Annotated in this window: 23 protein-coding genes and 1 tRNA gene; 15 read left to right on the top strand and 9 right to left on the bottom strand. The window is 71.7% G+C overall.

Features of this window, described 5'->3' with window-relative positions; all coding sequences use genetic code 11:
* Window positions 1-80 precede the first annotated feature (80 nt).
* From rsfS to AB0K12_RS09995, 3 genes are all read left to right on the top strand, one after another.
* Complete coding sequence (gene rsfS / locus AB0K12_RS10005; protein WP_355412897.1) at window positions 81-476, top strand: ribosome silencing factor; 396 nt, start codon at window positions 81-83, stop codon at window positions 474-476.
* Between the two features lie 46 nt (window positions 477-522).
* Entirely contained in the window at window positions 523-1,152 is a 630-nt protein-coding gene (locus tag AB0K12_RS10000) for a histidine phosphatase family protein (RefSeq protein ID WP_364557644.1), read from the top strand.
* A 182-nt stretch (window positions 1,153-1,334) separates the two neighbouring features.
* Window positions 1,335-1,407 (top strand) — tRNA-Ala (locus tag AB0K12_RS09995).
* Window positions 1,408-1,641: 234 nt separating this feature from the next.
* On the opposite strand, the gene AB0K12_RS09990 is transcribed toward AB0K12_RS09995, so the two are convergent.
* Window positions 1,642-1,995: an SPW repeat protein gene (locus tag AB0K12_RS09990; RefSeq protein WP_364557641.1), complete on the bottom strand. Its 354-nt coding sequence runs from the start codon at window positions 1,993-1,995 to the stop codon at window positions 1,642-1,644.
* Between the two features lie 111 nt (window positions 1,996-2,106).
* Entirely contained in the window at window positions 2,107-3,084 is a 978-nt protein-coding gene (locus AB0K12_RS09985) for a YafY family protein (RefSeq protein ID WP_364557638.1), read from the bottom strand.
* 20 nt (window positions 3,085-3,104) lie between these two features.
* Here AB0K12_RS09985 and AB0K12_RS09980 point away from each other — a divergent pair, with 20 nt between their 5' ends.
* On the top strand, window positions 3,105-3,401 hold the full coding sequence (locus AB0K12_RS09980; protein WP_364557635.1) for a hypothetical protein: 297 nt from the start codon (window positions 3,105-3,107) through the stop codon (window positions 3,399-3,401).
* On the opposite strand, the gene AB0K12_RS09975 is transcribed toward AB0K12_RS09980, so the two are convergent.
* Window positions 3,388-3,762 (bottom strand): hypothetical protein, encoded by a 375-nt coding sequence (locus AB0K12_RS09975; protein ID WP_364557632.1) that lies wholly within the window; start codon window positions 3,760-3,762, stop codon window positions 3,388-3,390. The two genes, AB0K12_RS09980 and AB0K12_RS09975, sit on opposite strands and share 14 nt — an antisense overlap.
* A gap of 94 nt (window positions 3,763-3,856) precedes the next feature.
* Here AB0K12_RS09975 and AB0K12_RS09970 point away from each other — a divergent pair, with 94 nt between their 5' ends.
* Window positions 3,857-4,621, top strand: a complete 765-nt coding sequence (locus AB0K12_RS09970) for an NAD(P)H-binding protein (protein WP_364557630.1) — start codon at window positions 3,857-3,859, stop codon at window positions 4,619-4,621.
* Window positions 4,622-4,659: 38 nt separating this feature from the next.
* On the opposite strand, the gene AB0K12_RS09965 is transcribed toward AB0K12_RS09970, so the two are convergent.
* The 4 genes from AB0K12_RS09965 to AB0K12_RS09950 all read right to left on the bottom strand — a co-directional run bounded on the left by AB0K12_RS09965 (window position 4,660) and on the right by AB0K12_RS09950 (window position 9,425).
* Window positions 4,660-5,358 (bottom strand): hypothetical protein, encoded by a 699-nt coding sequence (locus AB0K12_RS09965; RefSeq protein WP_364557627.1) that lies wholly within the window; start codon window positions 5,356-5,358, stop codon window positions 4,660-4,662.
* A gap of 42 nt (window positions 5,359-5,400) precedes the next feature.
* Window positions 5,401-7,197 carry a Na+/H+ antiporter NhaA gene (nhaA, locus tag AB0K12_RS09960; protein ID WP_364557780.1) on the bottom strand — a complete coding sequence of 599 codons (1,797 nt, stop codon included), beginning with the start codon at window positions 7,195-7,197 and terminating at the stop codon, window positions 5,401-5,403.
* Between the two features lie 66 nt (window positions 7,198-7,263).
* The gene (locus AB0K12_RS09955) at window positions 7,264-7,953 is read right to left on the bottom strand and encodes a GAP family protein (RefSeq protein WP_364557624.1); all 690 of its coding nucleotides are present in this window, start codon (window positions 7,951-7,953) and stop codon (window positions 7,264-7,266) included.
* A gap of 101 nt (window positions 7,954-8,054) precedes the next feature.
* Window positions 8,055-9,425, bottom strand: coding sequence for a Dyp-type peroxidase (locus AB0K12_RS09950; RefSeq protein ID WP_364557621.1), 1,371 nt, complete (start codon window positions 9,423-9,425; stop codon window positions 8,055-8,057).
* 253 nt (window positions 9,426-9,678) lie between these two features.
* Between AB0K12_RS09950 and AB0K12_RS09945 the strand changes: the two genes are divergently transcribed.
* Window positions 9,679-10,275, top strand: a complete 597-nt coding sequence (locus tag AB0K12_RS09945; RefSeq protein ID WP_364557618.1) for a helix-turn-helix domain-containing protein — start codon at window positions 9,679-9,681, stop codon at window positions 10,273-10,275.
* 41 nt (window positions 10,276-10,316) lie between these two features.
* Window positions 10,317-10,700 carry a hypothetical protein gene (locus tag AB0K12_RS09940; protein ID WP_364557615.1) on the top strand — a complete coding sequence of 128 codons (384 nt, stop codon included), beginning with the start codon at window positions 10,317-10,319 and terminating at the stop codon, window positions 10,698-10,700.
* 44 nt (window positions 10,701-10,744) lie between these two features.
* On the opposite strand, the gene AB0K12_RS09935 is transcribed toward AB0K12_RS09940, so the two are convergent.
* Both AB0K12_RS09935 and AB0K12_RS09930 read right to left on the bottom strand, forming a co-directional pair.
* Complete coding sequence (locus AB0K12_RS09935) at window positions 10,745-11,239, bottom strand: DUF523 domain-containing protein (RefSeq protein ID WP_364557612.1); 495 nt, start codon at window positions 11,237-11,239, stop codon at window positions 10,745-10,747.
* Window positions 11,209-12,558: a DHA2 family efflux MFS transporter permease subunit gene (locus AB0K12_RS09930; RefSeq protein WP_364557778.1), complete on the bottom strand. Its 1,350-nt coding sequence runs from the start codon at window positions 12,556-12,558 to the stop codon at window positions 11,209-11,211. Before AB0K12_RS09930 ends, AB0K12_RS09935 begins: the two co-directional genes overlap by 31 nt.
* Before the next feature lie 35 nt (window positions 12,559-12,593).
* Between AB0K12_RS09930 and AB0K12_RS09925 the strand changes: the two genes are divergently transcribed.
* The 8 genes from AB0K12_RS09925 (at window position 12,594) to AB0K12_RS09890 (ending at window position 17,780) form a co-directional block, all read left to right on the top strand.
* Window positions 12,594-13,301 carry a TetR/AcrR family transcriptional regulator C-terminal domain-containing protein gene (locus AB0K12_RS09925; RefSeq protein WP_364557609.1) on the top strand — a complete coding sequence of 236 codons (708 nt, stop codon included), beginning with the start codon at window positions 12,594-12,596 and terminating at the stop codon, window positions 13,299-13,301.
* A 128-nt stretch (window positions 13,302-13,429) separates the two neighbouring features.
* The gene (locus AB0K12_RS09920) at window positions 13,430-13,792 is read left to right on the top strand and encodes a hypothetical protein (protein ID WP_364557606.1); all 363 of its coding nucleotides are present in this window, start codon (window positions 13,430-13,432) and stop codon (window positions 13,790-13,792) included.
* The gene (locus AB0K12_RS09915) at window positions 13,789-14,166 is read left to right on the top strand and encodes a hypothetical protein (RefSeq protein ID WP_364557603.1); all 378 of its coding nucleotides are present in this window, start codon (window positions 13,789-13,791) and stop codon (window positions 14,164-14,166) included. The genes AB0K12_RS09920 and AB0K12_RS09915 overlap by 4 nt, the downstream gene beginning before the upstream one ends.
* Window positions 14,167-14,197: 31 nt before the next feature.
* Window positions 14,198-14,803, top strand: a complete 606-nt coding sequence (locus AB0K12_RS09910) for an SRPBCC family protein (RefSeq protein WP_364557601.1) — start codon at window positions 14,198-14,200, stop codon at window positions 14,801-14,803.
* A 124-nt stretch (window positions 14,804-14,927) separates the two neighbouring features.
* On the top strand, window positions 14,928-16,169 hold the full coding sequence (locus AB0K12_RS09905) for an MFS transporter (protein WP_364557598.1): 1,242 nt from the start codon (window positions 14,928-14,930) through the stop codon (window positions 16,167-16,169).
* A gap of 95 nt (window positions 16,170-16,264) precedes the next feature.
* Complete coding sequence (locus tag AB0K12_RS09900) at window positions 16,265-16,996, top strand: metal-dependent hydrolase (protein WP_364557595.1); 732 nt, start codon at window positions 16,265-16,267, stop codon at window positions 16,994-16,996.
* A 32-nt stretch (window positions 16,997-17,028) separates the two neighbouring features.
* Complete coding sequence (locus AB0K12_RS09895) at window positions 17,029-17,247, top strand: helix-turn-helix domain-containing protein (RefSeq protein WP_364557592.1); 219 nt, start codon at window positions 17,029-17,031, stop codon at window positions 17,245-17,247.
* Window positions 17,247-17,780, top strand: coding sequence for a hypothetical protein (locus AB0K12_RS09890; protein ID WP_364557589.1), 534 nt, complete (start codon window positions 17,247-17,249; stop codon window positions 17,778-17,780). The genes AB0K12_RS09895 and AB0K12_RS09890 overlap by 1 nt, the downstream gene beginning before the upstream one ends.
* Window positions 17,781-17,784: the final 4 nt, after the last annotated feature.

Raw genomic sequence — 17,784 nt, 5'->3', positions numbered from 1 at the left:
GCGTAGGTGAGGGGTTTCGGCCCGGAAGGGTACCCTCAACATAAGGGCATGCTGCCGACACAGGAGGACAGACCCGCATCGTGACCGCATCTGACAGATCCGTCCAGCTCGTGCGCATCGCCGCGGAGGCCGCGGCCGACAAGCTGGCCGATGACATCCTGGCCTACGACGTGAGCGAACAGCTCGTCATCACCGACGCCTTCCTGCTCTGCTCCGCCACCAACGACCGTCAGGTCCGCGCCATCGTCGACGAGATCGAGGAGCGGCTGCGCACCGAGGCCGACGCCAAGCCCGTACGCCGTGAGGGCGAGCGCGAAGGGCGGTGGGTGCTGCTCGACTACATCGACATCGTCGTGCACGTACAGCACGAAGAGGACCGTACGTTCTACGCGCTTGAGCGCTTGTGGAAGGACTGCCCGGCCATCACCCTGCCGGAGAGCGTCATGCAGGCCAACCTCCAGCGGGCGCGCGCGTGACCGACCGACACAGCGTGGAGTCTCGTGCCGATTGCGAGCAATCTGCATGAGCAAAAGGATCGTGTGTCTGCGTCACGGGCAGACTCTGTGGAACGTCGAGCAGCGTTTCCAGGGCCACTCCGACATCCCCCTCGACGAGACCGGTGTCGCACAGGCCGCACGTGCTGCCTCGCTGCTGGCCTCGCTGCGGCCGACCATGATCGTCTCCTCCGACCTCCAGCGGGCCAACGACACCGCGCTCGCCCTCGGCCGGATCGTCGGGCTCGACGTGGCGATCGACAAGGACTTCCGCGAACGTGGCGGTGGTCAGTGGGAAGGCCTCACCCGGGAGGAGATCGCCGCACGGTGGCCCGAGGAGTACGCCGCCTGGGAGGCGCCTGACGGCGAGCCCGTCACCGACGTCGCCACCAGGGTCGCCGGAGCCATGCGGCGCTGGGCGGCCCGCCTGGACGACGACGGGCTGCTCGTCGTGGCCTCGCACGGGGCCGCCCTGCGGCTCGGCATCTGCGAGCTGCTGGGGCTGCCCGAGCAGCTCTGGCCCGCCTTGGGCGGGCTGGGGAACTGCTCGTGGTCCGTGCTGCAGGAAGGGCGTCGGGGGTGGCGGCTGCTCGAACACAACGCCGGCACCCTGCCTGAGCCGGTACACAGCGACGACAAACCGGATGCGGAGGTATGACCCGCCTGGGAGTGGTCCCTGGGCGGCTGACCCGCCGGGTACGGCCGGAGTAACGGCCGAACCCGGCGGCGCCATGCCCGGGCAGGTGCCGATGCCGGGTCACCGTTGGCGATTAGGTGAATGGGGGCGGATGGCTATATGCTCTCGGAGCGCCGCAACGGGTGGACTCGGAGCGGTGACCAGGGGCTATGGCGCAGTTGGTAGCGCGCCTCCATGGCATGGAGGAGGTCTGGGGTTCGAGTCCCCATAGCTCCACCCCTTTCGCGTCAGGGCCGCTGAGTTTTCGGCGGCCCTTTTCGTATACGGTCAGGCCCTGCGACAGGCGTAGGGGGACCACGATCAGCTCGCCGCCCAGCCACCACGCCGGCGTCGTCGGCAGCGGCTCGTGCGGGCCCGAACCGGGTTCTGTGGATGGGGAGTTGTTGTCTGGGGCGTTCCGTGGATGTCAGGGCAAAGGCCGGGCGCGGGGCCCGGCCTTTGGATCAGCGGTCAGTGCTGGATTGCCTGACGATGTGCGGCGCGGCTCGCAGGTATGGCGGTGAGGCTGAGGACCAGGGTGACGACTCCGACGATCCAGGACGTCACGGTCGCCCCGAGAGCCTCGGTGTACGTGATGGCCCACGGAGCGATGAACAGCAGCACACCCCAGAGGGCGTTGAGCCATTCCGTCGCCACGATGCCCGGTCTCGCCAGCGACACGAGCGAGGTGAGCGCGGTGAGCACCCCCAGGACGATCAGTGAGGCGGCGGCGCCCGACGCGCCGTCGACCCAGATCGGGGAGAGTGCCGCGTAGATGCCGGCGACCAGGGTGACCCAGTCCTGCCAGCGTGACCATGCCTTCATGAGAACCTCCGCCGAGGGCGTATGTGCTCGGCTGGCCTTTTGGTCAGTCGATCCGTGCAACCGGGGACGCTGCGCCGGGATTCCGTCCAGAAGTGTGACATCGCGCACGCGTCAGGGCGGGTTGTAGCGGGCGGACAGTTCGTACGTCGTCTCGGCCAGGCGGTCGCGTAACCCGGGCGGTGACAGCACTTCCGCGTCGGCGCCCAGGCGCAGGAACTCGCCCACAGCGTGCTCGATCGACTCGATCGGCACCGTCACCCGCGTCCAGCCCTCCTCGTCGGGCGGCGACGCGCTCTCCCTGGCCGCCGTCACCACGCCCGGCGTCATCAGGTCGGCCAGGCGCTCCACGCCGCGCGGTGACAGGCGTACGACCGCCTCGCCCCAGTGCAGCCGGTCCTCGAACTCGGCGAGGTAGCCCTGCCAATGGGCCGCCAGGTCGAACTCCGGAGGCCGGGTGAACGTGCCGGGCAGCTGATGCAGGTCGAGGATCTGCGAGACGCGGTACGTGCGTACCTGCCCGCCCGCCCGCGCCACCAGGTACCACCGCCCGGCCTTGACGACCAGCCCGTACGGCTCCAGCCGCCGCTCCACCTCCTGCGGCGCCCGCCAGCGCCGGTAGCGCACCTGGATCGGACGCTCGTTCCAGACGGCGTCGGCCACGGCCGGCAGATGGGTCACCGGCTCCCGGTCGCGGTACCAGGTGGGGGCGTCGAGGTGGAAGCGCTCCTGGATGCGTCCTGCGCGGTCGCGCAGCTCGACCGGCAGCGCGGCCATCAGCTTGAGCTGTGCGGCCGTCACCACCGCCCCGAGGCCCAGCTCAGCGGCCGGGCCAGGCAGGCCGGCGAGGAACAGGGACTCGGCCTCGTCGGCCGTTAGGCCGGTCAGGCGGGTGCGGTAGCCGTCGAGGAGTTGATATCCGCCCTTGGGGCCCGCGTCGCCGTACAACGGGATGCCCGCCGCGTGCAGGGACTCGACGTCGCGGTAGATCGTGCGTACGGACACCTCCAGCCGGTCGGCCAGCTCCTGCGCGGTCATCCGGCCGCGCGTCTGCAACAGCAGGAGGATGGACACGAGGCGGGAGGCGCGCACATCGCTGACACTACCTGTCAGTGACCCGGGCCTACCGTGCCGCGTGCGTGCGGGTGTACGACGAGCGGGCCGGGCAGTGGGCCATCCACTGGGCGAACAGCGTCACCGGCCGGCTGGACACCTCGGCCATGGTGGGCGGGTTCGAGGGGGATCGTGGGGAGTTCCACGGGGAGGAGAGCGTGGCGGGGCGGCGGGTGCGGTGCAGGTTCGTCTGGACGGCGCCGGGTGCCGGCGCGGCTCGGTGGGAGCAGGCGTTCTCCGGGGACGGCTGGCGTACGTGGGAGACGAACTGGACCATGGACTTCAGCCGGGCGTGACCGACTGCGCGGCGACGGTCTGCGTGGCGATGGTCTGCGGGGTGACGGTCTGCGCGGCGGCCGGGTGGGGGAGGGCTCCTGGCGTGGTGCCGGCGTTGCCGCGGATCCAGAGGACGACGGCGACGGCCACGGCGGCGATCAGCAGGACGAGCCCGCCTGCCACGATCACCCACCACCAGGCGGACCTGGGCGGCTTGGTCTCGTAGACGGGGACGTCGGGGAGCATGTCGGGCGTGTACGGGAGGCGCTGTGTGTAGGGCGACTCCGGCGGGCCCTGCGGGGGTGGGGCAGGATGCGGGAAGCGGTGCCTGATCGTCTGGTTGGGGTCGGGCTCGTGCGGGCCGGGTTGCTCTCGCGTCATGATCCCCTCAGACGATCGTGCGCAGTAGGGATTTACGCCCACATTGTCACACTTCTCCCGGCTGCGTCGTCCAGCCTGCATGGAAACTGTTCTGGTGACCGGAGGCAGCGGGCGGCTCGGCCGGGTCGTGCTGGAGAAGCTGGTCGAGGCGGGGTACGGCGTACGGGCCGCCAGCCGGGTGCCCAGGGCCGCGGCCGGGGGCGTGCGGTGGGTGGTGGCGGAATTGACCACCGGGGCCGGCGTGGCCGAGGCCGTGTCGGGGGCCGACGTGGTGCTGCATCTGGCGTCGGCACCCTATAAGGGCAGGTACACCCGGCGGGTGGAGCTCGACGGCACGGCGGCGCTGCTGGGGGCGGCTCGGGCGGCCGGGGTGCGGCATCTGGTCTACGTCTCGATCGTGGGGGTGGATCGGGTGCCGTGGGGATATTTCCGGACGAAGGTGGAGGCTGAGCGGCTCGTCCGTGACGGTGGCGTGCCGTGGACCATCCTGCGGGCCACCCAGTTCCACGAGTTCGTGGCGGCCGCGCTGCAGGGGATGGCCAGGCTCGGTTTCACGATCGCCGACCCGCGCGTCCCCATGCAGACCGTGGACGTCCGGGACGTCGCCGGGCACCTCCTCGCGACCGTCGCTCGCGGGCCCGGCGGCACGATCGAGGAGTACGGCGGGCCCGAGGTGCTCACCATGGAGGATGCCGTACGGCGGTGGCAGCGGGCGCGGGGGCTGCGGCGGCCGGTGCTCCGCCTACGACTGCCCGGCGCCTCGGGGCGCGCCTTCCGCGCCGGTCACCTCATCACCGAGGCACACCCCAGGGGCACGATTACCTGGAACGACTACCTGGGCACACCCACACGCCCCTGAACGACCGCCCCAGGCGCTGTTCAGGACGGCGGCTGCTGTCAGGACGGGGGCTGCTGGTAGCCCTGGGCCGGCGGCTGCCAGCCCTGCTGAGGCGACGATCCGCCGGACTGCTGATCGGGCGCGGGCTGCTGCGGCGACCAACCGGGCTGCGGCTGACCAGGCTGCCCCTGCTGGCCGGACTCGGGCTGCCAAGGCGCCTGCTGGCCGGGCTGGGATTGCGCACCGGGCTCAGGCTGCCAAGGGGCCTGGGCACCGGGCTGGGCGGCGGGGTCGGAGGGCCACGAGCTCTGCTGGCCGGGCTGGGGCTGCCAGGCGGGCTGCCGGCCTGGGTGGGTGGGCTGCCATTCTGGATGGTGGCCCGGCTGCTGGTGCCGGCCGGGGTGGGTGGGCCAGGACTGGGCGGGGGCGCCGGCGGGCTGGGGGGTGCGGCGGGCGACCACGCCGAAGACCAGCAGGGCCGTGCCGGCCACCTGGAGCACGATCACGAGCAGGTTGGCGAGCGGCAGGATGATCTCGTACGCCGTCCTCCCCATTTCGGTGACCAGCGTGGTGACGGAGAACACGATGGCGGCCTGGATGACGGCTCCGATGAGGAGCACGACGCAGCCGGCGATGCCGAGGCCGGCCCCCCGCCCATGATCCTTCCTGCGCATCGCCATCATGACGATGCCACCACCTAGAACGATGACCATGAGGAGCAGATCCGCGATGTTGATGATGACGTTCGGCATGGTCATCCGGTGAGATCTCCAAAAAGGGACGAAAGTGACCCGACGACGCTACGCGGACTGGCGGAGATCTTCCACCGCACGCGTGATCGAATCGAGGTCGTGGCCGCCTTCGTACCGCACGCCGTTCAGGAAGAGCGTGGGCGTGCCGCGCGCCCCGCTCGCCTGCCCCGACTCCTCGTCCACGGCGACCCTGGCGACGTGGCGCGGCACGTCGGCCCAGGGGTCGACGTCGAGCTGGGCGGCGTAGTGCTCCAGGTCGGCGTCGGTGAGGAAGCGCTGGTTGGCGTAGAGGATGTCGTGCATCTCCCAGAAGCGGCCCTGGTCGGCGGCGGCCTCGGCGACGATGGCGGCCGGGGCGGCGCGCGGGTGCAGGGTGCGGATCGGGAGGTGGCGGAAGACCACCCGCACGTCGGGGTTGCTCCTGCGGACCTCCTCCAGGATGGGCTGGAGGCGGCCGCAGTAGGGGCATTCGAAGTCGCCGTACTCGACGATCGTGATCTTGGCTCCGGCGGGCCCGCGCACGTGGTCGGTGGGCCCCACGGGCACGGCGAGCGTCTTGGGGAGGTCTTCTGACGGCTCGGCGTCGGGCGGCGCGCACACGCCACCGCGGTCCCACGCGAGGCGGAAGATCACCCAGCCCAGGACGGCCGACAGCAGCGACCCGGCCAGGATGCCGATCTTCGCCTGGTCGTGCAGGGCCGAGTCGTCGAAGGCGAGGTCCACGATGAACAGCGAGACGGTGAACCCGATGCCGGACACCGCGGCTCCGCCGAGCAGCTGGCCCCACACGAGGTTGCCGGGCAGGATGCCCCATTTGAGGCGCAGTGGCAGCCAGGTGCCGAGCGCGATGCCGACGAACTTGCCGAGCACCAGCCCCAGCGCCACGCCGATGGCGATCGGCGAGGTCATGGCCGCGCGCAGGGTCTCGCCGTCGAGCCGCACCCCGGCGTTGGCCAGCGCGAAGATCGGCACGATGACGTAGCTGCTCCAGGGGTGCAGGCGCAGCTGCAGCCGCTCGTTCACCGACACGGCCCGCTGGACGCGCCGCGCGGCCTCCCTGGCGGCCTCGGCGGTGGGCGAGCTGGTGAACCCCTGGACGGCCTCGCCGGCCAGCAGCAGCTTGTGGTCGGTGGGGGCGTAGACGAAGACGAGGATGCCGAGCGCGATGCCGACCAGCGTGGGGTGGATGCCGCTCTCCAGCGTGGCCACCCACAGCGCGAACCCCAGCACGATGTACGCCGGCGCCCGCCAGATCTTCAGCCACCGCAGCGTGAGGATGGCCGCGAGCAGCACCACGGCGGTGAGCAGGGCGGGCAGGGCCAGGGAGTCGGTGTAGAAGATCGCGATGATCATGATCGCGAGCACGTCGTCGACGATGGCCAGCGTCAGCAGGAAGGCGCGCAGCGGCTCGGGACACCGGGCCCCGACCACGGCCAGCACGCCCAGCACGAACGCGGTGTCGGTGGCGATCGGCACGCCCCAGCCGGACGCGCCGGGCCCGCCGAAATTGAGCGCCAGGTAGACGGCGGCGGGGACGAGCATGCCGCCGAACGCCGCCACCGCCGGCACCGCGAGCAGCCGCCGGTCTCTGAGCTGCCCGAGCCGCACCTCGTAGGAGACCTCGAGGCCGATGAGGAAGAAGAAGACGGCCATGAGGCCGTCGTTGACCCAGTGGCGCAGGTCGAGCATGAAGTGGGCGTCGCCGAAGGACAGGCCGGTGTTGATGTGCCAGAACGCCTCGTAGCTGTCGCCCCAGGGGGAGTTCGCCCACAGCAGGGCCACCACCGTGGCGACGAGCAGCACGGTGGTGCTGCCCGCTTCTGTACGGAAGAACGCCCGCAGCATCTTCACCCCCAGAAGCCCGATCCTAGGTGGGCCAGAACAGCAGGTGAAGCGCGCCCCCTGGGGAGGCTAGGAGGGCTGGAAGAACAGGAAGAAGGCGGCGTCGCGGGCGAGCAGGAACCCGATGATCGCCAGCGCCCAGCTCACCATCGACGCGGAGTGCTTGGCGAGCCAGGCGCGCAGCCGTTCCAGCTTGGGCTCCAGCCAGCCGCCCGCCGCCGCGCGCAGCGCCATGAGCGCCAGCGCGGGCAGGATCATCACCAGCACGTACGCCCCCAGCACCGCGAGCCACTGCCCGGCCGCCAGCCCGGCGCTCGTCATCATCCCGACCGCCGCGAGGTACGGCACCATCGTGGCCACCTCCAGGGCCCCGGCCGTCAGCCCGAGCAGCACCATCGTGCGCGGCCCGCCCGTCCTGGGGACGAACGCGCGCTCGGGCCGGCCCCGCTTGGCCCGCCGCTTCGGGTCGAACCTGAAGCTGAGCGCGAACAGCCCGACGCCGGCCGCGAGCTGCACGATGTAGGCGGTCCTGCTCTGCAGCGCGTCGCCGAACGCCTCCATGAAGGCGCTCGCGCCCAGCATGAGCGCCACGCCGACCAGGAAGTAGAAGCCGGCCACGGTGGCCAGGTAGATCAGCAGCCGGCGGCCCCGGTCACGGTCGGTGGTCAGCAGCAGGAAGACGGGGATGCCGAGGGTGCCGAAGCTCGTGCTGTCGATCACCGCCAGGGCCGCGAGGGTGAGCAGCAGCGCGATGGTCATGGGGACAAGTGTGCTGAACACGGCCCCCGGCCTGCCTCCTCCGGCGGAGTGAACCCGGCGTACATCCTTGTGCTCATGCCGCCGGAGGAGCGCCGTGATCGTCAGAGATCACGCAGGTAGGCCAGGGAGGGGGCGAAGAAGTACTCGCCGCCCTTCATGGTGACCGTCTGCGGCACCTGAGGCTGCGGGACCGACATCTCCGGCTTGCCCCACACCTTGGGGAAGCGCACCTTGACGTCGCGGTCACCCTGACCGATGACCGGGTCGTGCCCGGTGGCCGGCATCTCGAAGTCGGGGTTGTTCGCCCAGGTCTGCTGCATGAACTCGAACTGGCCGAGGAGTCCGGCGTTGAACGCCATGAACAGCAGGCCCACCTCGCCGCTCGGGCGCCGCTCCGGCGGGGAGTCGTCCCACGGGTCGTCCGTGCGCTCGCCGTACGTCTGCCCGCGCCGCGCCATGACCACCTCGCGGCCGAACGAGCGCGGGTTGGTCTTCCTGACGTGCGCGGAGAACGGGCACTTGGAGCCGTCGTCGGCGTCGAAGGTGAAGTCGTTGACGACGGTGCCGCCGGCCGGCCTCGACGTGAGCGTCAGCGGGGTGCCGTCCTTGAAGCGGCCGACGAGCATGGCGCCCGCCCGTTCGCGGTCGGCGCCCTTGAGGCCGAGGCTGTCGGCGAGGTCGCGCTCGATCTCCTTGAACGCCCGTACGTTCTGCTCCAGCTTCCTGAAGACCAGGTAGCTGCCGTGGTGGCGCTTGGGGTTCGGGGCGAAGGGGTCCGGCACCAGGACGTTGGACAGCGGGAACGCCGGGTTCCAGTGCTTCTTCGGCTCCTTGTCCACCTCGTCCTTGACGAACAGCGGCTGGCTGCGCCCGTCGACGTAGCCGAAGTGCTCGATGCCGTCGCCCGCCGGGTTGCGCATGCCCTGGCCGCGCTCCTCGCCCAGCAGCCTGGCGCTCTCGGGCAGGTCGCCGAGTATCTCCTCGCGCAGCCGGTCGACGGGCCCGCGCTCGGCGTCGCCGATGAGGATGACGGCGTGGATCTCCCGCTGGTAGGTGCGCTCCCACTCTTCGACGGGCGGGTCATTGACGACGGCGGTGCGGCGTTTCATGCCGTCGCGGAACACCGGGTCGTCGAACTTGCGGACGTCCTCGACGGAATGGCCGAGGTCGCGGTAGCCGGCCTTGCTGATGCCGACCCCGACGTAAGGGGTGCCCGGCCCCCGTCCTGCCCCGAAGTCGCGGATCTCCTGCAGGTGCTGCCGGGCCGACTTCATCTTCGTGGTGGCGAGGCGGCGCAGGAACGCCCGGCCCTCGGCCACGTCGTTGAACCGGACGAACAGCACGGACAGGTGCTCGCGTACGTGGGCGCGCAGGATGTTCGGCTGCAGATTGTCGAGCATCGCCTTGGTGTCGGCGTCGAGCGCGGCCGAGTCCCAGGCGAGTGGTCGTTCGTTGGTCAGGTCGACAGGCATCGTGCGTGTCCCTTTCCCCGTTTCCCGATTATGTGAAAAATCGGACCCCCTACGCGCTGAGGGAGAAAGGTTCGCAAGAATCTCTCGCCTTTCAACGCGTCCCACCCCTTCGACTCGCGAACGCCCGCGAAGGTTTCGCCTCCAACGGGATTGCTGGATTTCCCGTTGCGCGGAAACGGGGAACGCCCATTCGGGGCTCCTTTAGGGTGGTGACGGTGAAAAGCGGTGTGTCACGGAGTGCCCGGAGGCGGCCATGAGGAGCCGGCAGTGGAGCCGTTCCGGAGCCACGCGCGACACCCTGTTACGCGCGGCTCGCGACGTCTTCCTGGCCAAGGGGTACGCCGACGCCACGGTGGCCGACATCGTGGCGGCGTCGGGCATCAGCGTCGGCAGCCTTTATCACCATTTCGGCGGTAAGCCCGGTTTGTTCCTGGCGTTGTGGGAGCAGTTCACGCGCGGGCAGGAGGAACGCACCGCACGTGCGGCCAAGGCGGCCGACGGCGCCTCACAACGTTTTCTCGCGGGCGCCCGCGCCTATCTCGAAGGAACGTGGGAGCAGCGCGAGGTGGCCAGGCTCTTCCTGGAGAGCGACGGGCCCGCGGAGTTCACCACGCTGCGCCGGCAGCGCGGGTGGGGCTGGATCGGCGGCAACAAGCGGGTGCTCGGCCTCGCGGACACGCGGGAGAGCCACGTCCTGGTGGTGCTGCTGACCACGATGATGGGCGAGGCGGGCCGTGAGGTGGCCGCCTGCGAGACCGACGACGACGCCGCGGCGACGATCGGCGAGGTGATCCGGCTGGTGAGGCGGCTGCTGCCTACACCGCACGGCGTAGCGGAGCCGTCTTCCTAGGGACGATGGCCGCGGGTCGGCCGGGTGGGAGTGTGGGACGCATGGATCTGCTCCGCCGGGTGCTCGCCGTCTCTTCGGCGGTGTACGCGCTCGTCTTCCTGACGTTCGCGCTGGCGCACGCCGGGGTCGCGATCGGCCCCCTCCGTGAGCCGGTGATCGTGCCCGCCGTCGTCGTCGAGACGTTGTGCGCCGTGGCCGTCGCCATCGGCGTGTACGGCGCGGCGGCCCGCCGGGCGTGGGCCTGGGACGGCCTCCTCTACGGGCACGCGGCCGCGCTGGGCGGCGTGCTGCTCGGCATCGCGGCGACCACCCTGAGCCCGGGCGGCGGGACGACCGTGGTGCTGCTCTGGTATCACGGCGTGATGGCCGCCGCGCTGACCGCCGGCCTGGCGGCCGCGTTCCACGCCTCCCGGGTGCGCGGATGACCGGCGCGAGGGCGCGCCGGCCGCCGGCTGTGCATGCGGTCTGGTCACGCCTCCAGGGCGCGCAGGTAGTCGGCGGCCTCGGCCACCTGGTCCTCTGCGAAGACGCGGATGCCGTGTGACTCCAGCAGGGCCGTCGTGACGCCCTGGCCCGGTGCGCGGCGTCCGGAGAAGGAGCCGTCGTAGACGGTGAGGACCCCGCAGGAGGGGCTGCCCTCCTTGAGCACCGCCATGCGGACCCCCTGGGAGCGCGCGACCGCGAGCGCGCCCCGCGCGCCCGCCACGAACGCGGCGGTCACGTCGGCGCCGTCGGTCGCGAGCACGCGGGCCGTGCCGTCGAGCACGGCGGCGCCGCCCAGACCGCCCTCGATCTCGGCCGCGGGACGCGGAACGGGCAGCCCGCCCGCCACCTCGGGGCAGAACGGCACCAGCCGCCCCTCCTCCCGCCACCCGGCGAGCAGCGCGTCGGAGCTGGTCTTGGCGCCGCCGTCGTAGCGCACCTTGCGGCCCATCAGGCAGGCGCTGACGAGGATCCTCTCCACGCCTTCGATCCTATGAGCGCGATCGGCACCAGCGAGACCGCGGTCAGGGCCGCCACCACCCAGAACGCGTACGTGAACGGCTGCGCCACGCCCGCCCGGGTGAACGCCTGCAGCAGCACGGTCAGCACGGCGACGCCGAAGGGCGCGGCCAGGCGTACGGCGATGGTGCTCAGAGTGGTCGCCGCCGGGATCGCGGCCCGCTCCATCGTCGTGAACGCCGCCGCCATCACCGACGTGGACACCAGCCCGTGCCCGAGCCCCAGCAGGAACATCGGCGCGAGGCCGCCGCCGAGCAGCGTGAACGCCGCGATGCCGGCCACCGCGACGACCACCCCTGCCGCGCCGACGCCGCGCGCCCCCTTGCTGTCGGTGAGCCGGCCCGCCAGCGGCATCGTGATCGCCGCCCCGACGCCCATGGGCGCGAGCAGCAGGCCCGCGTCCAGCGCGGTGCCCCCGGCGGCGAGCTGGGCGTGCAGCGGCACGAGCACGGTGAACCCGAACAGCGCGGCCGAGTAGCAGACCAGCGCGCCGACCGCCGCGGTGAACGTCCTGTCGCCGAACAGCCGCAGGTCGAGCAGCGTCCCCCGGCGGCGCAGCGCCCGTACCGTGAACGCCGCCACCAGGGCCACGCCGGCGAGCAGCACGGGGAGCGCGGCGCCGCCCTGCTCCGACAGCCCGTACACGACGGCCGCGAGCCCGGGGGAGAGCAGCGCGAGCCCGGCCACGTCGAGTGGCTGCGGACGCTCACCAGGACCGCCGGGCAGCAGGACGAGCGCGGCCACCAGCGCGATCGCGCAGATCGGCACGTTGATCAGGAACAGCCACCGCCAGCCGAGCCCCTCCACGATCACGCCGCCGAGCGGCGGCCCGAGCACCGGCGCCAGCATCGCCGGCACGGACAGCGCGGCCATCGCCCGGCCCATGCGCTCCTTGCCCGCCGCCTGCGCCAGCATCGCCTGGCCGACCGGCATGAGCAGGCCGCCGCCGATCCCCTGGACGGCGCGGAAGGCGACCAGGCTCCAGACCGACCAGGCGGCGGCGCTGAGCGCCGACCCGGCCACGAACAGCACCAGAGCGGTCAGCCAGACGCGGCGCGCGCCGAACCTCCCGGTCGCCCAGCCGGTGACCGGCACCGTCATGGACAGCGCCAGCAGGTAACCGGTGACCGTCCACTGGATCTCGGACAGGGACGAGCCGAAGTCGCGAGTCAGGGTGCCGAGCGCGACATTGACGATCGTGGTGTCGAGCATCGTCATGATCACGCCGAGCAGGACGGCGGTGCCGGTGGCCCAGAGGGAAGTTCGTACGGCGTATCGCATGTCGTACACCGTATCACTCTCGTACGCTGTACCTCGTGACGTCTCCATGGTCGAAGCCCGCACCGCCCCGCCGCCCGGCGCTGACCAGGGAGGCGATCGTGGCCGCCGCCGTCGTGCTCGCCGACGCCGAAGGGCTGGACGCGGTCTCGATCAGGCGCGTGGCCACCGAACTCGGCGCCCGCACGATGACGCTGTACTCCTACATCGAGCGCAAGGAGGACCTCCTCGCGCTGATGGCCGACGAGATCGCCGCCGAGGCGCACGCCGATGAGCCGCTCCCTGACGACTGGCGCGAGGCGCTGCTGCTGCTCGCCCGCCTCGAACGCGCCCTCGTACGCCGCCACCCCTGGCGGGTCGATCTCATCTCGCAGCGCGTCGCGGTCGGTCCCAACGGGCTGCGGCACGTCGAGCAGAAGCTGGCGGCCATCGGCAAGCTGGGCGTCGACCGGCTGACGGCCTGGCGGATCCTGGCCGCGTTCAACGACTACATGACCGGCTTCGTGATCAGGGAGACGCTGGAGCGCGCGGCGCCGCGCGCGGCGGGCATCAGCGAGGCCGAGCGGGCCGCGCTGGCCGAGCCGCACGTCAGGGAGCTGATCGCGGGCGGCGAGTTCCCCCTGCTGGGGCCGATGATCGAGCACGGCGTGCAGGGGGTCGACGACAACTTCGAGCGCGGGCTCTGCTGGGTGCTCGACGGCATCGAGGCGCACCTGCGCGACCGGCCCCCGTCGGACGGCCGGTGAGGCGGGTCGTCGTCGGCGTCGGAAGGCCGGTGAGATCGCCGGAAGGCCGGCGGGCCGGGCGTCGGCGACGACGTCGCAAGGCCGGTCGTCAGCGGGGGCGGGGCCCCTGGGCGATAGCCTTACCCCCGATGAACACCACCGTCTCCACGATCGTCATCTCCGGCTCGCTGCTGCTGATGCTGATGAGCCTGATCGTCGCGATCCGCAACCGTCCGATGGGCATGGTGCTGCTGGTCGGCTTCGCCCTGCTGGAGGTGGCGGTGCTGGTGCAGGCCGGGTTCGTGATCGCCGGGGTGGCGGGCGGCGCGGGGCCCGGCGACAAGGCCACGCTGTTCGGCTACGTCGGCGGCGAGGTGCTGATCCCGCCGGCCGCGGTGTTCCTCGCGCTGGCCGAGCGCAGCAGGTGGGGCTCGGCGATCCTGGCCGTGGCCGGGTTCGCGATCGCGGTGATGACGGCCAGGCTGCTGCAGCTCTGGCAGGGCGTGGCGTGACCGGCTCGATCGGCACCGGGCCGGGGCGTGCGCTGATCGCCGTCTACGGGTTGTTCGCGCTGGCCGCGGGGGCGCGGGCGGGCGTGCAGATCGCCACCAGGTTCGGCGAGGCGCCGCTGGCCTACAGCCTGTCGGCGTTCGCGGCGGCGGTCTACATCCTGCTCACCGTCGCGCTGTGGCGCGGCGCCCGCCGGCTGGCGCTCGTCTCGCTCGGCATCGAGCTGGCCGGGGTGCTCGTCATCGGCACGCTCAGCGTGCTCGACCCGGCCGCCTTCCCCGACGAAACCGTGTGGTCCGCGTACGGCAAGGGTTACCTGTTCATCCCCCTCGTGCTGCCCCTCGTCGGCCTCTTCTGGCTGTGGCGCCGGCGTTAACGCCGGACGTGCCTGGGCAGTGGCTGACCCCATGAGCACGATCGAACACTCCGAAGACGTCAGGGTCCCCGTACGCGTCGCGTACGACCAGTGGACGCAGTTCGAAAGCTTCCCCGAGTTCATGGAGGGCGTGGAATCGGTCAAACAGCTCAGTGACACGCGTACGGCCTGGGTGGCCGACATCGCCGGTGTCCGGCGCGAGTTCGAGGCCGAGATCACCGAGCAGCACCCGGACGAGCGCGTCGCCTGGCGCAGCGTCGAGCGCCCCCACCACGCCGGCGTGGTGACCTTCCACCGCATCGACGAGAACACCACCAGGGTCACCCTCCAGATGGAGTACGACCCCGAGGGGTTCATCGAGACGGCCGGTGACTGGCTGCAGCTCGTCAGGATGCGCGTGGTCGGCGACCTCAAGCGGTTCAAGACGTTCATCGAGTCGCGCGGCGGCGAGACCGGCGCCTGGCGCGGCGACGTCCCGGGGCCGCACCAGGAGGGCTCCACGTACGGCGGCAGCGGCCAGCCCGTTCCCCCCGGCACGATCGGCGGCGGTGGCCAGGAGCCCGGGGGCACCCTGCCTCCTCCCGGCCCGATCCCCCCGAACGAGCCCCCCGCGACGCCGCCCAGGCCGGTGCTCTGACCGGTCAGGCGCCGTACCCCGAGACCGCGAAGAACCCCCGGACCTGTCCGGGGGTTCTCTGGTACCAGGAATAAAACGACATTTCACTCCTGTTAGGGTGGTCATTCGTCCCATGATTTGATGAGTGGAGGACCTCCCCAGCATGACCGTGCTCGCACAAGAGTCCCGTGGCAGCAGCACCCGCCTCGCCTGGCTTCTCGTCCTGGGGATCGTCCTAGCCGCACTCAACCTGCGCACCGGGGTCACCAGCGTAGGCCCGCTGCTCGACCAGCTCGCCGCCGGGCTCGGGATGTCCAGCGTCGGCACCGGCCTGCTGACCACGCTGCCCGTGCTGGCCTTCGCCGGCGTCGGCGCCATCACCCCGACCCTGGCCAGGCGGATCGGCGAGCACCGGCTGCTGCTGCTCGCCCTCGTCACGCTCGGCGCCGGGCTGCTGGTCAGGTCGCTGGTCGGCTCCGCCCCCGTGTTCCTGGTGAGCAGCGCGGTCGCGCTGTCCGGTGGCGCGGTCGGCAACGTGCTCATCCCGACGCTGATCAAGCGGCACTTCCCGGCGCGTACCGGGATCATGACCACCGTCTACACCACGGCCCTGGCGGTCGGCACCATGCTCGCCGCCGCCGCGACCGTGCCGATCGAGCGCGCGGCGGGGGACTGGCACGTCGCGCTCGGTGTGTGGGCGGCCCTGGCGCTCGTCGCCGCCATTCCGTGGCTCGCCCTGCTGCGCAGTGAGCCGGAGCGGGACACCGGGAGCCGGGACGCGGGCATCCGCGTTCTGCTCCGCAGCAGGCTCGCCTGGATGATCGCGATCTACTTCGGCACCCAGTCGATGATCGCCTACATCATGTTCGGCTGGCTCGCCGCGATGCTCACCGACAACGGCTACACCACCCCCGAGGCGGGGCTGATCCTCGGCGTCTTCACCGCGCTGAACATCCCGGTGTCGATCGTCGTCCCCATGGTCGCCTCGCGCTTCCGGGACCAGCGGCCGCCCGTCGTCGGGCTCGTCGCGTTCTACGCGGTCGGCTTCCTCGGACTGTGGTTCGCGCCGGCCTCGACGGCCATGGTGTGGGTGGTGTTCGTGGCCGTCGGCATGGGCTCCTTCCCGCTGGCGCTGATGATGCTGGGGCTGCGCACCCGTACGCCGGAGAGCACGGCCGCCCTGTCGGCCTTCGGCCAGAGCGCCGGTTACCTCATCGCCGGCGCGGGGCCGCTCCTCGTCGGCGTGCTGCGGGAGACGACCGGCGGGTGGGCGCTGCCATTCGGAATGATCTTCGTCGTTCTCGTCGTCCAGCTCCTCACCGGCCTGTACGCCGGACGCGCCCGCTATCTGGAGGACGAGCGCCCCACTGCCAGAATGACCGGGTGAAATCCACTGTCGTCACCTTTCCCAGCGGCCTGACCAGCGGCCGCTCACAGATCGTCGGGACCGTGCCGGTTGAGGGGGGCAGGCACGGTCTCGTCGTGTCCGAGACTCCTTTCCATCCCCTCGATCACACCTGGCCCGACCAGCCGGCCGACCGGGGCGCGCTCGGCGGCCGGCCGGTGCTCGACTGCGTGACGGGGGCGGTCGGCGGCTCCGGCGAGATCCTGCTGGGGCCCGCCATCCCCGTGCGGCGGGGCGCCGAGGGGTGGGAGTGGCTGGTGGTCCACGTCACCGAGTCGCCGCTGCCCGTGGGCGAGGAGGTGGACCTCGAAGTCGATCGCGAGCACCGTACGGCGCTGTCCGCCGGTCACACCGCCTGCCACCTCGCCGCGCTCGCGCTCAACGCCGTGCTGGCCGATCGGTGGCGCAAGGAGGCGCGGCAGGACTCGCTCGGCAACCCCGACTTCGATCAGGCCGCGATCACCTCCTCCCGCATCGAGCCCCACGGCAGCGTGGACGTCTACCGCCTCGGCAAGTCCCTGCGCAAGAAGGGCTTCTCCGCCGAGGACCTCGACCCCGCGCGGGTCGCCGCGCAGGTGAACGACCTGCTGGCGGGGTGGGTGGCCGCCGACGCGCCCGTACGCGTGGAGGTGCCGGGGCCCGAGCTGACCGCCCGGCGCACGTGGCACTGCTCGCTGCCGGAAGGGGAGGCGTCGATCCCGTGCGGCGGCACCCACCTCACCCGTACGTCGCAGCTGGGCCGTGTCTCCGTCGCGCTCACACTGGACGACACGGCCCTCACCATGAAGACGACTGTCAGCATGTGTTGACAGATGGCCTCGTGTCAGCTCATGCTGACACCATGGACGTGAAGGAACTGGCCGAGACGGCCGCAGGACGCGACCCCCATGACGGGCTGCGCGCCGTGGCCGCACTCAGGGCGCTGCTGGAGGAGCTGGAGGCGGTCCACGTGTCCACCGCCCGCGCGCAGGGCTGGTCCTGGGAACAGATCGCCGACGCGCTGGGAGTCCGGCGGCAGTCGGCGCACCGCAAGCACGCACGCAGGACGGGGAGAAGCTGATGATGTTCGCCAGGTTCACCGAGGGTGCCCGCGCGGCCGTGGTCGTGGGCGGGATCCACGCGCTGGACGCGGGACTGCCCGCGCTCGACACCGGGCCGCTCCTGCTCGGGCTCGCGGAGGTGCGGCCGTTCCGGCTGGAGCACTTCACCGCCGCCCCCGCCGACGTACGCCGGCACGCCGCGCTGCCCGACCCCCGCGCCCTGCTCGCCACGCTGGGCATCGACCTCGACGAGGTGCACCGCCGCACCCGGGCCGGCGCCGCCGACCCCCGGCGGTGGTCGTTGCGCCGCTCCCGCCTGCGCCCGCTCCGCGTCACCCTGTACGGGCCGCTCGGCGAGCTGCCGCTGACCATGCACGCCAGGAAGGTGGTGGAGGTGGCGGTGTCCCGCCCCGGCCCGGTGACCGGCGAACGCCTCCTGTGGGGCCTGCTCGCCGACGCCGCCAACGGCGCGGGACGGATTCTGCGCGCGTCAGGCGTGAACGTGTCCGCAGTGGTCCACGAGGCCGCCATCCCGACCCGCCACGCCGCCTGACCGA

It is taken from the genome of Nonomuraea sp. NPDC049419 (genome assembly GCF_040676995.1).
In the GTDB taxonomy this organism is placed as follows: domain Bacteria; phylum Actinomycetota; class Actinomycetes; order Streptosporangiales; family Streptosporangiaceae; genus Nonomuraea; species Nonomuraea salmonea.
The sequence above is the reverse complement of the archived record's forward strand: the minus strand, read 5'-3'. Positions and strand labels throughout refer to the sequence as shown.

Bases quoted from the DNA above. Each gene is read 5' to 3' on its own strand.
- nhaA (WP_364557780.1), bottom strand. From the start codon at position 7,197: ATGCTGCGGGCGTTCTTCCGTACAGAAGCGGGCAGCACCACCGTGCTG.
- AB0K12_RS09920 (WP_364557606.1), top strand. From the start codon at position 13,430: ATGAACACCACCGTCTCCACGATCGTCATCTCCGGCTCGCTGCTGCTG.
- AB0K12_RS09965 (WP_364557627.1), bottom strand. From the start codon at position 5,358: ATGACCATGCCGAACGTCATCATCAACATCGCGGATCTGCTCCTCATG.
- AB0K12_RS09975 (WP_364557632.1), bottom strand. From the start codon at position 3,762: ATGACGCGAGAGCAACCCGGCCCGCACGAGCCCGACCCCAACCAGACG.
- AB0K12_RS09940 (WP_364557615.1), top strand. From the start codon at position 10,317: ATGGATCTGCTCCGCCGGGTGCTCGCCGTCTCTTCGGCGGTGTACGCG.
- AB0K12_RS09950 (WP_364557621.1), bottom strand. From the start codon at position 9,425: ATGCCTGTCGACCTGACCAACGAACGACCACTCGCCTGGGACTCGGCC.
- AB0K12_RS10000 (WP_364557644.1), top strand. From the start codon at position 523: ATGAGCAAAAGGATCGTGTGTCTGCGTCACGGGCAGACTCTGTGGAAC.
- AB0K12_RS09890 (WP_364557589.1), top strand. From the start codon at position 17,247: ATGATGTTCGCCAGGTTCACCGAGGGTGCCCGCGCGGCCGTGGTCGTG.
- AB0K12_RS09910 (WP_364557601.1), top strand. From the start codon at position 14,198: ATGAGCACGATCGAACACTCCGAAGACGTCAGGGTCCCCGTACGCGTC.
- AB0K12_RS09990 (WP_364557641.1), bottom strand. From the start codon at position 1,995: ATGAAGGCATGGTCACGCTGGCAGGACTGGGTCACCCTGGTCGCCGGC.
- AB0K12_RS09945 (WP_364557618.1), top strand. From the start codon at position 9,679: ATGAGGAGCCGGCAGTGGAGCCGTTCCGGAGCCACGCGCGACACCCTG.
- AB0K12_RS09930 (WP_364557778.1), bottom strand. From the start codon at position 12,558: ATGCGATACGCCGTACGAACTTCCCTCTGGGCCACCGGCACCGCCGTC.
- AB0K12_RS09895 (WP_364557592.1), top strand. From the start codon at position 17,029: ATGGACGTGAAGGAACTGGCCGAGACGGCCGCAGGACGCGACCCCCAT.
- AB0K12_RS09955 (WP_364557624.1), bottom strand. From the start codon at position 7,953: ATGACCATCGCGCTGCTGCTCACCCTCGCGGCCCTGGCGGTGATCGAC.